Raw genomic sequence first — 15,601 nt, 5'->3', positions numbered from 1 at the left:
CAACAAAATGAAAGAAGCGAGCATATTCTGGAGAGAATAGGTTCGCTTCTTTGCATAACAGTCCATAGAAATCAGAGGATAGAAGTACGTTACTAGTTAAAAGATTCAAAAATGGGGGAGTTGAATCACTAGTTTTTCACGATTTAGGAAACATCTTTTCCTTGACCCAAATAGACGGTGTTCAAAGAGCACCCCCTCGGCCCTAGTTCAAAAAAATGCAAAATATGAGGAGTAATTTTTCATTTTTTCTTACTAGTGCTCGGGGCAAAACGCTCTTTTCACGATTTAGTGAAACATGTTTTCATAACCCGAATAGACGGTGTTCAAAGAGCACCCCCTCGGCCCTAGTTCAAAAAAATGCAAAATATGAGGAGCAATTTTTCATTTTTTCTTACTAGTGCTCGGGGCAAAACGCTCTTTTCACAACCTTTAGTCAAACATTTTCTTTGCCGCACGCATAAGCGTTGGAATGTCTTTGTCGTAACGTGGGGTTTTGACTAAACGGGACATTGGGATTCCGGCAAAGTGGAAGGCTGCTATTTCTCCGGAACGGACAGCGCTTTGTTCCGTAAAGATCATTTGATAAGGTTGTTCAACGAATTCACCAGTGAATGCTAAGTTTGTTGAATGTTGTGGAATGACTTTTGGACGGTCGCTTTTTGCCCGATTGTTGAATAAAGCAGACGCGTATGGCATATATACTGGGATATTGTTGACGACACTAGCAAAGATTTCTTTTTCTTTTGTGCGAATATTTTCTGGACCAGGATCGACTTTGGATAGTTGGCCGATCAATTCTTCCAACATTTCTTTCCCATTCATCTTGATATATTGTTTATCCACAAATTCTCCACGGCGTCTTGGGTATAAGAAGTATCCCCAAATGACAGTTTCATTTGGTTTTTGTGAAGTGAAGTGTGGTTGATGATGCACAACGATCGACATATTGACGTCTTTTTGACCTAATGGTGTGATCGGTGTGGTAGAGATAAAGGAATTCAAGGCATTACCTGGAACTTGCGTAGTGATTCGAGTGATTTCATTCAATAATAAATGATCCTTTGTTGTCAAAGTGAAGCTGACCCATTCACTTGCATCACGATCTGCGAAAAATTTATCGGGGTTTCCTACATTATAGAAACGTTCGCTTGCTTTTTTCCATAAGCTAGAAGCTGCACCGTAATCCATATTTTCAACAGCGGGGGTTTCATAGTCACCCAGTGTTGCGGAGTCAGTGATTGAACCGTTTGTGAAAAGAACAGCTGTATCGCTATCGACTGCTACATATTCTTCTTCATCGGTAAGGGTATTGATCATTTTCAATCCTGTAACGGTAATTTCATCTTGCATAGGTGTTTCTTTGAACTCCCAATCCGTCACACGACGATTTAAAATGATTTGACATCCTTGAGCTTTTAAATAATTGATGAGTGGTAACATGATGCTTTCATATTGGTTATAGCGAGTCCGGTTTACGCCGACCAGATGCTCGATTTGAGTAAATTCATAGATCATTTGGTGCATGTAGCGACGGAGTTCTTGAGCAGAGCTACGAGTACGGAAAGCAAATGTTGTTTCCCACATGAACCAGAAGTTAGTTTCAAAGAAATGGGGGTCATCTTTGAAATATTCTTCGATTGTCACATTGTCCAATTTTTCTTCTTCTGAATCAGGCATAGCGATCAATTTTGTTAATAACAAACGGTCTTTGTTATTGAAACCAAGTTTTCCGCCATCAATGATTCCTTTTCCACCTTCCATCAAACGTGCTTTGTCAAATGTCCGATGTTTTGCATCAAAATCTCTAGTATCTTCTGCCGCAGTCATGCCTGGTTCCGTTGCAGAAGGAATGCGACTTAATAGATCCATCAGATCCACATAAGTTCGATAGTTCAACATTCGTCCACCACGAGCGACATAACCTTTTTGATTTTCTAAGGGATGATTTTTATTCCAGTATTCATCTGTGACAGTGTCGGTTGGAGCGCCATCATTTGAACCATGATCATCTAAAGAATAAAACGTAATCTGATCACCATTCCATTTTCCTTCTTGAATCAAATAAACCGCAGCTGCCATATTGGCGATGCCTGCGCCAATCATAATTGCTTTACTTTTTCTCATTGTGATTCCTCCAGTATTTTACAAGTGAACGGACTAACGACTTTCTTCGATTTGTTAGATTGATTCGTATTCATCGTATAGATGGCTGTCGTCTTCGAGCAATCCAGTTTTCTTTCCTAGATATACAGCACCTAATGCCAATAAACCTAATCCAACACCGATTTTGATCAATTTTTTGCTCATAAGAAAATCCTCCTTTGAATTTTTGTCACGTCTATCTAACTAAAAGGATAGTTTCTTTTGGAGAAATTGCCAAATGATAGGGTAAGAGAAATTAGGTGATTTTGACAGATTGTTCATTGTGTCTGAATTTAATAAAAAAAGTGTGTGGAAGGAAAATCATTTTTAATGGGAAGAAAATCTAGCAGGATAGGAGATAGGATCAGTAAAAAAGAAAAGGTACATCGAAAGTATCAATTCGTTATTTATCTCAGGTGTTTTTTAAAATAAAAAGAAGGAGGGAAAAGAGGTTAAAAAACATAAGTTGTTTAATTCCAGTAAAGGTACGTGGTCTTTGATATTTCATCTATTGAATGCAAAAAAAACAAATATTATAAAATTTGTTTGTGTTATAGTATAAATATAAAATTATCTGAAAAGTCATGATTGGTGAACAAAATAAAAAAGCACCGAGAACAGTGCTTGCTTTCAAAGCTGGATACGGACAATGCCTTATTTTAACTTGCTATGTTGATTTGAATGCTACCAACAATTTCATTATACCAAAATTTAGAGCGGTTACAAGTGGTAGAACACAAAAGTTTACATAGAAATAAAAATATAGGAGCGGATTCTTCCAAGAGTGGGTAATCAGAATTTTTGCAGTTTTGATCAGAAATGAGAGGGTGAAGAGTGAATGGCAAAGGATTATACGATAGGATTAGACATTAGAACGAATTCAGTAGGTTGGGCGGTCATCACAGATGAGTATCGCTTGATGGCAAAGAAAATGTCTATCCATGGAAATACCGAGAAGAAAAAGGTGAAAAAGAATTTTTGGGGTGCACGTTTGTTTGACGAAGGACAAACAGCTGAGGCTAGAAGAAGTAAACGGACAACACGCCGAAGATTGATGCGCAGAAGATACCGTATATTGGAATTGCAAAAAATCTTTGCAGAAGAAATCTTGAAAATAGATACCAATTTTTTTGTACGATTGGACGAAAGCTTTTTGAATCCAGAGGACAAACAGTATACTCGCTTTCCAATCTTCCCCACAATGGCAGAAGAAAAATCGTATTATCAAACATACCCAACAATTTATCACTTGCGTCAGAAATTAGCTGATTCAACGGAAAAAGCAGACATCCGATTGGTGTATCTTGCTTTAGCACATATCATCAAATACCGTGGACATTTTTTATTTGAAGGAGAATTGGATACAGAAAATACTTCTGTGGAAGAAACATTTAAAGACTTTCTTGAGATCTATAATGAACAATTTGAACAAGCCAGTGCTTTCTACGAAGGTATTGCTGTGATTCTGACGGAAAAACTTTCTAAAACTAAAAAAGTAGAGAAAATACTTCAGTACTATCCTACGGAAAAGACGAATGGATGCCTTGCTCAATTCTTAAAATTGATCGTGGGGAATCAAGGAAGTTTCAAATAAGTTTTTGACTTGGATGAAGAGGCTAAAATCCAACTATCGAAAGAAAGTTATGAAGAAGAGCTTGAAAGTCTCTTAGAAAAAAGTGGCGAAGAATTTCGTGATGTATTTCTTCAGGCAAAAAAGGTATATGACGCTATTTTACTTTCAGACATCCTCTCAACGAAAAAACAGAATTCAAAAGCAAAATTATCATTGGGAATGATCGAGCGGTATGACAGCCATAAAAAAGACTTAGAAGAACTAAAACAGTTCGTGAAGGCCAACCTTCCTGAAAAAACAGCAATTTTTTTCAAAGACAGTTCAAAAAACGGCTATGCTGGCTATATTGATGGAAAAACAACGCAAGAGGACTTTTATAAATTTCTCAAAAAAGAATTGAATGGTATCGCAGGTAGCGAGCGTTTCATGGAAAAAGTCGATCAGGAAAATTTTTTATTGAAACAACGAACGACTGCGAATGGTGTTATTCCTCATCAAGTACACTTAACCGAACTCAAGGCAATCATTGAACGCCAAAAGCCATACTACCCGTTTTTAGAAGAAGCACGTGATAAAATGATCCGTTTGCTGACTTTCCGCATTCCTTACTATGTAGGTCCTTTGGCACAAGGTGAAGAAACCAGTTCATTTGCGTGGTTGGAAAGAAAAACACCTGAGAAAGTAACGCCATGGAACGCAACAGAAGTGATTGATTACAGTGCTTCAGCAATGAAATTCATCCAACGAATGATTAATTATGATACGTACCTTCCAACAGAAAAAGTGTTGCCTAAACATAGTATACTTTACCAAAAATACACTATATTCAATGAGCTAACCAAGGTAGCCTATAAGGATGAACGAGGGATAAAACACCAATTTTCAAGTAAAGAAAAACGTGAAATCTTCAAAGAACTTTTTCAAAAACAACGAAAAGTAACGGTGAAGAAACTACAACAGTTTCTTTCTGCTAACTACAATATTGAAGATGCAGAAATTTTAGGGGTTGATAAAGCATTCAATTCCTCCTATGCGACATACCATGATTTTTTGGATCTAGCAAAACCCAATACAGAAAGGGTAGCAGAGTTGCTAGAACAGCCTGAAATGAACGCAATGTTCGAAGATATCGTGAAGATACTCACTATTTTTGAAGATCGTGAAATGATCCGAACACAACTGAAAAAATATCAGAGTGTCTTGGGGGATGGATTCTTTAAAAAATTAGTAAAGAAACATTACACTGGTTGGGGACGTTTGTCTGAACGATTGATCAATGGGATCAGAGACAAAAAAACGAATAAAACGATCCTTGATTATCTGATCGATGATGATGATTTTCCTTACAATCGTAATCGCAACTTTATGCAATTGATCAATGATGACAGTCTATCGTTCAAAGAAGAATTAGCAAACGAACTGGCTTTGGCAGGTAATCAGTCATTACTAGAAGTGGTCGAGGCGCTCCCAGGCAGCCCAGCAATCAAAAAAGGTATCTGGCAAACACTTAAGATCGTTGAAGAATTGATTGAAATCATTGGCTACAACCCCAAAAATATCGTAGTTGAGATGGCTCGGGAGAACCAACGAACGAATCGTTCAAAACCACGCTTGAAAGCATTGGAAGAAGCATTAAAAAGCTTTGATAGCCCTCTATTAAAAGAGCAACCCGTAGACAATCAGGCACTTCAAAAAGACCGTTTATATCTTTACTATTTGCAAAACGGTAAAGATATGTATACAGGAGAAGCCTTAGATATTGATCGACTTTCGGAATACGATATCGACCACATCATTCCGAGAAGTTTTATCGTGGATAACTCGATCGATAATAAAGTATTGGTATCCTCTAAAGAAAATCGCCTGAAAATGGATGATGTTCCAGATCAAAAGGTCGTTATTCGCATGAGAAGGTACTGGGAAAAATTATTGAGAGCCAATTTGATCAGTGAAAGAAAATTCGCTTATTTGACTAAACTGGAGTTGACACCTGAAGACAAGGCGCGATTTATTCAACGGCAATTAGTGGAAACGAGACAGATCACTAAGCATGTTGCTGCTATTTTGGATCAATACTTCAATCAACCAGAAGAAAGCAAGAATAAAGGTATTCGGATCATCACCTTGAAATCATCCTTAGTCAGTCAGTTTCGAAAAACTTTTGGCATCCATAAAGTGCGAGAAATCAACAACCATCACCATGCACACGATGCATATTTGAACGGGGTAGTAGCAATTGCGTTACTCAAAAAATATCCAAAACTTGAACCTGAATTTGTGTATGGAAATTATACTAAATTCAATTTGGCAACAGAAAATAAAGCAACGGCGAAAAAAGAATTTTACTCGAATATTCTAAGATTTTTTGAAAAAGAAGAATACTCTTATGATGAAAATGGCGAGATTTTCTGGGATAAAGCAAGACATATTCCGCAGATCAAAAAGGTCATCAGCTCACATCAAGTCAATATCGTCAAAAAAGTCGAAGTACAAACAGGTGGTTTTTACAAAGAAACGGTAAATCCGAAAGGAAAACCAGATAAACTGATCCAAAGAAAAGCTGGCTGGGATGTTTCGAAATATGGTGGATTTGGCAGTCCAGTGGTGGCTTATGCAGTTGCGTTTATTTACGAAAAAGGAAAGGCACGCAAAAAAGCAAAAGCAATCGAAGGAATCACTATCATGAAGCAGTCCTTATTTGAACAAGACCCAATTGGCTTTTTAAGTAACAAAGGATACTCAAATGTTACCAAATTTATCAAATTGTCCAAGTATACATTATATGAATTAGAAAATGGACGGCGAAGAATGGTTGCTAGCCACAAGGAAGCACAAAAAGCCAATTCATTTATTTTACCGGAAAAATTGGTGACATTGCTTTTCTATGCCCAACACTATGATGAAATTGCCCATAAAGAAAGTTTTGACTATGTAAACGATCATCTCTCTGAATTTCGTGAGATCCTAGATCAGGTAATCGATTTTTCGAACAGATATACGATAGCTGCTAAAAATACAGAAAAAATCGCTGAATTATTTGAGCAAAACCAAGAATCAACTGTTCAAAGTCTATCGCAATCCTTTATCAATCTCATGCAGTTAAATGCGATGGGGGCTCCTGCAGATTTCAAGTTTTTTGATGTGATCATTCCGAGAAAACGATATCCAAGTTTAACAGAAATATGGGAATCAACGATTATCTATCAATCAATTACTGGACTACGAGAAACTAGGACAAGGATGGCGACTCTATGGGATGGCGAACAGTAATCATCAATACGCATTCGAAGTTGACCTATACGAACAATCATTTGATTTTTAAAAATGCACAAAAAATCGAGAAGATCCATCTTTCGGAAATCGACATTTTAGTGTTAGAAACAACCGATATCACATTGACGACGATGTTGGTGAAACGCCTGATGGATGAAAAAATCTTAGTGATCTTCTGTGATGATAAACGACTACCAACGGCGAAACTGCTGCCATTTTATGGAAGACATGACAGCAGTTTGCAACTGCCAAAGCAAATTCAATGGACGCCGGAGTTAAAAGGAACTGTTTGGACAGACATTATTGCGCAAAAGATCCAAAACCAGTATAACCTTTTGCAAGCAAATGGCTTTCATGAAAAAGCGGAAGCTTTATCAACTTTAAAAAATGGGTTAGAAATATTTGATCCCACAAATCGGGAAGGACATTCAGCGAGAATCTATTTTCAAACATTGTTTGGTGCTAAGTTTTCGCGGGAGTCCGCTACAGAATTAAATGCTAGCTTAAACTACGGCTATACTCTACTAATGAGCCTATTTGCAAGGGAAATCGTTAAGAATGGATGTATGACACAATTTGGCTTGAAGCATGCCAATCAGTTCAATGATTTTAATCTCGCAAGTGATTTGATGGAACCGTTTCGCCCTTTAGTGGATCAAATCGTATTTGCGTATCGAGAAAAAGAATTTCCGATTATCAAAAGAAGATTGTTTGATTTGTTCTCGGAAAAGTATCTGTATGGTAAGAAAGAAATGTTTTTGACCAACATCGTGGCTGATTATACTAACAAGGTAGTCAAGGTGTTAAACAATGATCTGAAAGGAGTTCCTCAATTTAGGATATGAGCTATCGCTATATGAGAATGATATTGATGTTTGACATGCCCACTGATACCAGTGACGACCGTAAAGCTTATCGAAGATTTAGAAAATTTTTGTTAAGTGAAGGGTTTATTATGCACCAGTTCTCTGTATACAGTAAGTTGTTGCTGAATGATACTGCGAACAAAGCAATGTTGGGACGATTAAGAACCAATAATCCTAAAAAGGGATTGATCACGTTATTGACGGTTACGGAAAAACAATTTGCACGAATGGTTTATTTGAATGGCGTGAGGGATGTTAGTACAGCTAATTCTGATCAGCGTGTGGTGTTTCTTGGGGAGGATGCAGATGATGAATCTTAATTTTCCAATACTGGATCAACCAGTAAAAATTGAAAAAGGTACATTCTTCGTTATTGAAGATGTAGCAGTATTTGCCAATCTCACTAAATGTCTTTATAGATATGAAGAAGGAGAGTTGAAATTATTCAACGACCAGTATCAAAAATTGAAAGCAACAGAAATAATGGTCGTGACGGATATTTTAGGATTCGATGTAAATTCAGCACCAGTTTTAAAATTGATCTATGCAGATCTGGAGCAACAGTTGAATGAAAAAGTTGAAGTAAAATCAATGATCGACAAATTGACCACTACGATCAGCGAATTGATCGACTACGAGCTATTGGATCATGAATTGGATTTGGAAAGTGATGAAATCACGGTATTAGAGCTGTTTAAAGCACTTGGTGTAAAAATTGAAACGCACAGTGATACCATCTTTGAGAAAATGTTGGAGATATTGCAAGTATACAAATATCTCTCTAAAAAGAAATTACTAGTTTTCATCAATACATGCGCTTATTTTACGTTAAAGGAGCTATTGGAGATACAAAATTACATCTCTTTGTACAACATGGATGTTTTATTTCTTGAACCACGTAAAATTGAGGGAGTCCCTCAAAGAGTTTTAGATAAAGACTATTTTTTGACATAAAAACTATGCTAAAATGAACTTAAGAACGAATGACTTGAAGCAGTCATTCAGCATTCAAGACGAAAGTTTTGCTATGGACGAGTAGTTCGGTGATAAATCACGCAGAAAAAATTTTCTGCGAGGTTTTAGAGCTATGTTGTTTTGAATGCTTCCAAAACAAAATGGCAATTGAAACAAGACTATATTCAGTTTTAGAGCTATGTTATTTGAATGTCTAGAGGATGAAGAATAGATGACCGAGGGGTTGTTTATTCTTTTTTTCATATAATTGGACGGCGATGCTTTCTGTTAGTAACATAAAGGAGAAGGGTGGTTGGGGATATGTTTGATTCAACGTTGATGGTTTGCTTGGATTGGCTGATGACGATTTTAAATCTTGCTTCGATCATTATTTTAGTGGTCGGTGTTTTTTTAGTATTAAAAACGTTGTTTGATTGGCGGACTTTGAAGAAAGATTATGGACAGCGAAATAGTCGCAATGCAGAGATTCGCAAATTGTTGGCTAGTTATATTTTATTAAGTTTAGAAGTTTTAGTGGTGGCAGATATCATTGAATCTGTCATCAAACCAACTTGGACAGATATTTTGAAACTTGCTTTGATTATTTTGATCCGTACGATCATTTCGTATTTCTTGAATTTAGAGATTGAAGAACAACAACGAGCGAAGGAGGGGATGACAGATGAAAGCTGAGATGATCGATGGATTGGCTCTTTATTTGGAGTGGTTAGTACTACTGATCGATCTATTTGCGATTGGGCTTCTTTTATGGGGGGCGTGGTTAGCATTGAAAGATTTTATCTTTTTCTCATTGGATAAAAAAATGGCGAAAGAAGAACGAATCTTTCAAAATAATGCGATCAAGAAGATGTTGGGTGGCTACATTCTCTTAAGCCTGGAAATCCTGATTTCAGCTGGGATCATTGAGTCAATCATCAAACCGACATTGCAGGATATCTTTCAATTGGCGGCATTGGTGGTTATCCGAACAGTCATTTCGTATTTTTTGAATAAAGAAATTGGTTCAGTAGAAACACAATAAGTAAGGGAAAAATTGTTCTCATTTCCTATAAATCCAATGGAGCAGTTGAAGTAGATGTTTCGAAAAATAGACCAAAGAGAGTGGAACAAAAGTAAGAAACACTTTTGTCCCACTCTTTAAAAACGAATAAACGGTGGGAGCAGAAGCAACTCCTTCTTAAATAAGCCGAAATTCACAAAAATTTGAAAAGCAATTTTCGTTCATTTCTTCTTATTTCTCGGAGTTAAACACTTCTGTCCCAACCTCTCTTTTTATGCCTTGAGATGTTGTTAAGGATTGTTACTGAAATAAATAGGCAATAGTGGACATCTTAAACCAAGGCTTGAAATATCACTTTACAGCTAAGAAGATCGCTTTTTCAATGGTATCGACAGAAACAGGAATGATACCGGAAAAAGGGATAGCATCTGGTGTATAAAGTGTACGTTCACACAAAATCTTGGTATTTTCTTTTGTTGCGAGTGTTTTCAACTCTTCGGTAAGTTGATTATAGATAGTGGGTTCTACATGAAGGATACAGGTAGTTACTTTTTCCAAAGCCTCGCGATAAATCAAATAGCGAACATCTGAGTTAGTGACGATATAGATATGAAAGCGAGATTTGTCGAGACGTAAAATGCCACTTAGTTCAATAATAAATGCATCTAAACTATTATTATTGATTCTTAGATCATAAGGTAACTGTGCTTGCCATTGTTGAAATAAAGGAAGTACCTCTGCCAATAATCGTTGTTGTTCCTCTGATAATAGATAAAACTTTTCTGGCATAAATAATTGGTAGTTGTCCCAAGTAGAGCGCATCAAGCGGATCAATGCACGCTCGAATGCTTTATTTCCAAGAAAGGGGTAATCGAAATGAGTTTCAAATCGGTGGATCAACTCTTTGATTTCCTGACTATCTTCAATAAAGACTTGATGTAATTGGCGGAAATCTTCTTCGATTGCTTCATAAGAATCAAAACCGTAATCACATAAGTTGAATAGCACTAAGACAAAATAGAATTCATCGGGTACATAATGATTTTTGAGATTCGTTTTTTCCCATATCTCTTTTACATAAGCATAGATCGGGCGCTTTTGGATTTCTTCGATGAAATGAGCATTCGTCGATAGAGGCCAAGTACGCTGACTGATATAACTAACTAATAGCCCCATACGTAGAATTTCCCGATTTTCTTTATCATAGATCCGACCACATTTCGCTGTTAAAGAGTTAATAAAAGTTTCGACTTCGTCCCAATAATCTGGCGGTAAAGTAGGTACTTTTAGGATGCCTGTTCGATAAGCGACATTCAGGAGCAACAATCTGCGTTCGATTTCTGTAAATTTTGGGGAACAATGATCGATCTTGATTCCGCAATCGGAAAAATAGTCAAGAACTTGCTTTTTTAATGAATAGGCTTTGCTGACAGAAACAAATTCTACTTCTGTTAATTGGATATAGTCTGGCTCTTCTTCTAAATACAACTGGACTGTTTTTAGAAATAAAGAAGGGCGAGCTAGTTGCTGCATCAAATGGAATCGTGGAACATCTGGCGTGAAATATAAAGAATAATGATCTTTATCTCTTGTTGCATAGATCACATCTGGTGCTAATTCTTTTTTCAATGCTTTGATATCGTTCAATAAAGTTGTTTTGCAGACTCGTAATAATTTTGAGGTCGTATCCAAGTCGATTTCTTTCGTTGTGTAGAATTGGCCGCAAAGAAACAATTGACGTAAAATGTTTTTTTCTAAATAGGCTTCAATCATTAAGACTCCTCCACATTGTAAATAATTGAGCAAATGCATATTAATTATGCCATGTTTCGAAAGTGAAAACATGAATATTTTTCTGAAATGTCTTTTTATTTGCTTTTTTAAGGCTTTTTTTGTTATAAAAAATGAAATAATAAAAAAATATAGAGAAAAAATGAATGTGAAAATTAAACAAATGCATAATAGAATAGATGGAGATGCGAATGAAATAATAAGAATGGTTTTTATTGTTCATTTTTAAAATGATTTGATTTTATTGTAGAAGTAATTGGTGACATTTATAGGATTGAAATATTCGGTTTTGCGCAAAGAAAATTCAGAAAAATCTAACTTTATTTCTTTTTTTTAGAAATCAGCCTGTTTTTTTACTTGTTATAAAAAAAATTATCTCATTTTTTGGGTCTATAGTCAGCTGTGTGATACAGATGCACGAAACATCTGCAGTTGCAACACGTTGGCCAACGAAAAAAATGGAGGTAATGAAACATGAAAGATATGGATATCAAAGCCGTCTTTATTGGCGACAAAGCAGAAAATGGTGCAGTTTACAAAATGTTATTGAACAAGATGGTCGATGAACATCTTGGATGGAGAGAAAACTACCTTCCTGGTGATCTTCCTGCAATCAGCGAGGAAGATAAATTGGCTCCACGATACATCGCCACCCGAGAACGAATGATGACAGTATTGGATGAAGTCAGTGAACGGATGCGTGCTGGTTCGATTCCTTGGCATTCTGCCGGTCGTTATTGGGGGCAAATGAATGCAGAAACGTTGATGCCTTCCTTACTAGCTTATAATTATGCCATGCTTTGGAATCCTAATAACGTTGCCTTAGAATCCTCAATGGCTACCTCACAAATGGAAGCAGAGGTTGGTCAAGACTTTGCCGATTTATTCAATATGACAGATGGTTGGGGCCATATTACAGCGGATGGATCGATTGCCAATTTAGAAGGTCTGTGGTACGCACGTTGCATCAAATCAATTCCATTAGCGGTGAAAGAAGTCTTCCCAGAAAAAGTTGAGAATAAGACAGAATGGGAATTATTGAACCTTTCTGTTGAAGAAATACTCGAAATGATCGAAAAATTTACAGATGAAGAGTTGGATGCAGTGAAAGCTGCGTCTTCTCGTAGCGGAAAACATATCCAAGAATTAGGTAAATGGCTAGTGCCACAAACCAAACATTATTCATGGATGAAGGCTCTAGACATTTGTGGAGTAGGACTAGATCAAATGATCGCTATCCCAGTACAAGAAGATTATCGCATGGATGTGGCGGAATTAGAAAAAACGATCCGCGAGTTAGCAGAACAAAAAATCCCTATTCTTGGTGTTGTAGCTGTTGTTGGAACGACAGAAGAAGGACAAGTTGACAGCGTTGATAAAATCGTAGAATTACGTGAAAAATTACGAGGAGAAGGAATCTATTTCTATCTCCATGTCGATGCAGCATATGGTGGTTATGCTCGTTCCTTATTCTTGAATGAAGCAGGTGAATTTGTTCCTTATGAATCATTGACTGAGTTCTTCGAGGAACATCAAGTATTTCATCATCAAGTGAAAATCGATAAAAGTGTTTATGATGGCTTTAAGGCAATCACTGAAGCGGACTCTGTGACGATCGATCCTCATAAGATGGGGTATGTTCCTTATGCAGCTGGCGGTATCGTCATCAAACATAAAAACATGCGGAACATCATTTCTTATTTTGCTCCTTATGTTTTTGAAAAATCAGTCAAAGCGCCCGATATGTTAGGTGCATATATTCTAGAAGGATCAAAAGCTGGAGCAACAGCCGCCGCAGTTTGGACAGCTCATCGGGTCTTACCGTTGAATGTGACTGGATATGGGCAATTGATTGGTGCATCGATCGAAGCTGCGCAACGTTTCAGAGAATTCTTAGGTCAATTAAGCTTTACAGTCAAAGGAAAAACAATCGAAGTTCATCCATTGAATCATCCTGATTTCAACATGGTCGACTGGGTATTCAAAGTCCAAGATTGCACAGATTTGAAGAAGATCAACGACTTAAATGAAAAAATGTTTGATGTCTCTTCTTATATGGATGGAGATGTGTATGATGAACGCTTTATTACTTCACATACGACCTTTACAAAAGCGGATTATGGTGATTCGCCAGTGAAATTTATTGAAAGCCTAGGACTCTCAAAAGAGGAATGGCAAAAAGAACAACAAGTGACTTTGTTGAGAGCCGCAATCATGACGCCTTATTTGAATGATGATAAGATTTTTAAATTTTATACAGATGCGATCACAAAAGCCATTGAAAAGAAATTGAACGAATTACTATAAAAAAACGAATCGTGAACCGTCTAGCAATGAATGAAAGACACTTCCCCAGCTTGTCCACAGGAGATCATAAAAGTAAGTATCTATAAGAAAAACGTCAATATTTATTTTTCAAAATTGCACGTGTATTTTGACTGATATAAAAAGCGTTCTTGCTGCTATGATCTCATTCCCCCTGTGGCATTCAGAAAGCTAGACGGTTTATTTGTCTGTGATAGAAAGAAGGAAAAATAAAATGGCGGATTCAAAATCCAAACAAATTACCACGCTGACCTTTATTGGGATGACTTGTGCGCTTGTTGCTAGTGTCCGAAATATCCCAGATGTGGCTGCGACTGGCTGGACGATGTTGTTTTACATGCTTGTGGCGGTATTATTCTATGCGTTTCCGATTTCATTGATCTCTGGAGAGTTTGCCGGGATGTTTCCACAAAATGGCGGGCCAGAGTTGTGGGTATCTAATTCTTTAGGAAGAAAATGGGGCTTTGTTGTTTCTTGGCTTCTATGGGTCCAAATGTTTCCTGGAATGGTGATGGTTGCTTCTGCTCTTGCGCCATTATTTGGAAATATCATCGACAACGTGCCACTTGGGTTGAATAGCAAGTTTACGTTAGTTGTGATCTTAGTTGTTTATTGGATCGTTACCTTATTGAATTTGAAATTCGATATGGCAAAGATCGGCGGAAAGATTGGTGTCTGGCTAGGACTATATATTCCTTTAGCGATGATGCTTCTATTAGGCATCATTACTTGGATCAAGGTGGGTATTTTACCACATGGCACATTAGGAAGTTTCTCATGGGAAAAATTGATTCCTGATGCGAAAACAGCTAGCTCATTTGTTTATTTTGCACCAATCATGTTTATTTTTACTGGGATCGAAATGTCTTCTGTTTATATTACTCGTCTTAAAAATCCAGTGAAAACTTATATTCACGGGATTTTTGCTGCTTTGATTTTCTTGTTTTTGGTGAATACGCTAAATGCGCTAGTTGTAGCGAATGTGGTACCAAAAGGACAAATGGAATTAAACAATATTGCTCAATCTATCTCCATCTATTGTCAAATCTTGGGGTTACCACATATCATCGTGAATATTTTCAGTCTGCTTGTTTTTGTCGGAGTTGCTGTACAGTTGTCTGCTTGGGCTTCGGGACCTGCGAAAACAGTTACCGCAAGTGCCAGAAAAGGAGCTTACCCACCAAAATTCAACTTTTGGAAAACGAATCAATTTGATGTTTCAAAATCAGTGATTTTAACTCAGTCAACAATTATTTCGATTTTTGCATTGTTTTATCTATTGATTCCTGGAGTCAATCAAGCTTTCTTGATGTTAGTCAATTCAACCACAGTTATCTATTGTATCGTCTATGTGATCATGGGGATCGCTATCTTGAAATTAAGACAGGCTCATCCTGAATACAAACGACCATTTAGAATCGGCAAGAAAGGAAGCAATAGCAATCTAGGTGCTTGGATCGTTGTCCTTATCTTGTTTGCAGCGATTGTATTTTCTGTGGGATTGACGATGAAAGCAGGCACATTGATCAACTTGATTGCAGTGACTGCGATCAGCCTTGTCTTATTTTTTGCACCTTTGGGTATCGAAAAAATCAGAAAACCATCATGGGAGCAAGAAGTAACTGACAAATTGAACAAAGAATAAAGAAAAGGTGA

The 15,601-nt window shown here is 37.0% G+C and carries 10 protein-coding genes and 1 pseudogene; 8 read left to right on the top strand and 3 right to left on the bottom strand.

Annotation, left to right across the window (positions count from 1 at the left end):
• Positions 1–429: 429 nt before the first annotated feature.
• Positions 430–2,124, bottom strand: a complete 1,695-nt coding sequence (locus ED2_RS02975; RefSeq protein WP_005877895.1) for an oleate hydratase — start codon at positions 2,122–2,124, stop codon at positions 430–432.
• Positions 2,125–2,178: 54 nt separating this feature from the next.
• Entirely contained in the window at positions 2,179–2,307 is a 129-nt protein-coding gene (locus ED2_RS02970) for a hypothetical protein (protein WP_005877894.1), read from the bottom strand.
• A gap of 673 nt (positions 2,308–2,980) precedes the next feature.
• On the opposite strand from ED2_RS02970, the pseudogene cas9 reads away from it, so the two are divergent.
• The 6 genes and pseudogenes from cas9 (at position 2,981) to ED2_RS02940 (ending at position 9,850) form a co-directional block, all read left to right on the top strand.
• Positions 2,981–6,985, top strand: a pseudogene (cas9, locus tag ED2_RS02965) (type II CRISPR RNA-guided endonuclease Cas9).
• Positions 6,967–7,833, top strand: a complete 867-nt coding sequence (gene cas1, locus ED2_RS02960; RefSeq protein WP_016177826.1) for a type II CRISPR-associated endonuclease Cas1 — start codon at positions 6,967–6,969, stop codon at positions 7,831–7,833. Before cas9 ends, cas1 begins: the two are co-directional and overlap by 19 nt.
• A complete protein-coding gene (gene cas2, locus ED2_RS02955; RefSeq protein ID WP_005877885.1) occupies positions 7,830–8,174 on the top strand; it encodes a CRISPR-associated endonuclease Cas2 in 345 nt (114 codons plus the stop codon). The genes cas1 and cas2 overlap by 4 nt, the downstream gene beginning before the upstream one ends.
• Positions 8,164–8,808 (top strand): type II-A CRISPR-associated protein Csn2, encoded by a 645-nt coding sequence (gene csn2, locus ED2_RS02950; protein ID WP_005877883.1) that lies wholly within the window; start codon positions 8,164–8,166, stop codon positions 8,806–8,808. Before cas2 ends, csn2 begins: the two co-directional genes overlap by 11 nt.
• A 321-nt stretch (positions 8,809–9,129) precedes the next feature.
• Complete coding sequence (locus ED2_RS02945) at positions 9,130–9,501, top strand: DUF1622 domain-containing protein (protein ID WP_005877881.1); 372 nt, start codon at positions 9,130–9,132, stop codon at positions 9,499–9,501.
• The gene (locus tag ED2_RS02940; RefSeq protein WP_005877879.1) at positions 9,491–9,850 is read left to right on the top strand and encodes a DUF1622 domain-containing protein; all 360 of its coding nucleotides are present in this window, start codon (positions 9,491–9,493) and stop codon (positions 9,848–9,850) included. The genes ED2_RS02945 and ED2_RS02940 overlap by 11 nt, the downstream gene beginning before the upstream one ends.
• A gap of 330 nt (positions 9,851–10,180) precedes the next feature.
• Here ED2_RS02940 and ED2_RS02935 read toward each other — a convergent pair whose 3' ends face one another.
• Positions 10,181–11,602 (bottom strand): hypothetical protein, encoded by a 1,422-nt coding sequence (locus ED2_RS02935; RefSeq protein ID WP_005877877.1) that lies wholly within the window; start codon positions 11,600–11,602, stop codon positions 10,181–10,183.
• Positions 11,603–12,094: 492 nt separating this feature from the next.
• Here ED2_RS02935 and tdc point away from each other — a divergent pair, with 492 nt between their 5' ends.
• Together tdc and ED2_RS02925 are read left to right on the top strand one after the other, a co-directional pair.
• The gene (gene tdc / locus ED2_RS02930; protein ID WP_005877875.1) at positions 12,095–13,927 is read left to right on the top strand and encodes a tyrosine decarboxylase; all 1,833 of its coding nucleotides are present in this window, start codon (positions 12,095–12,097) and stop codon (positions 13,925–13,927) included.
• Between the two features lie 232 nt (positions 13,928–14,159).
• The gene (locus ED2_RS02925) at positions 14,160–15,590 is read left to right on the top strand and encodes an amino acid permease (protein ID WP_016177827.1); all 1,431 of its coding nucleotides are present in this window, start codon (positions 14,160–14,162) and stop codon (positions 15,588–15,590) included.
• Positions 15,591–15,601 lie beyond the last annotated feature (11 nt).

Source organism: Enterococcus durans NBRC 100479 = LMG 10746, assembly GCF_001544215.1.
Lineage (GTDB): Bacteria > Bacillota > Bacilli > Lactobacillales > Enterococcaceae > Enterococcus_B > Enterococcus_B durans.
Note: the sequence above shows the minus strand (reverse complement) of the source record. Positions and strands in the feature narration are given on the sequence as shown.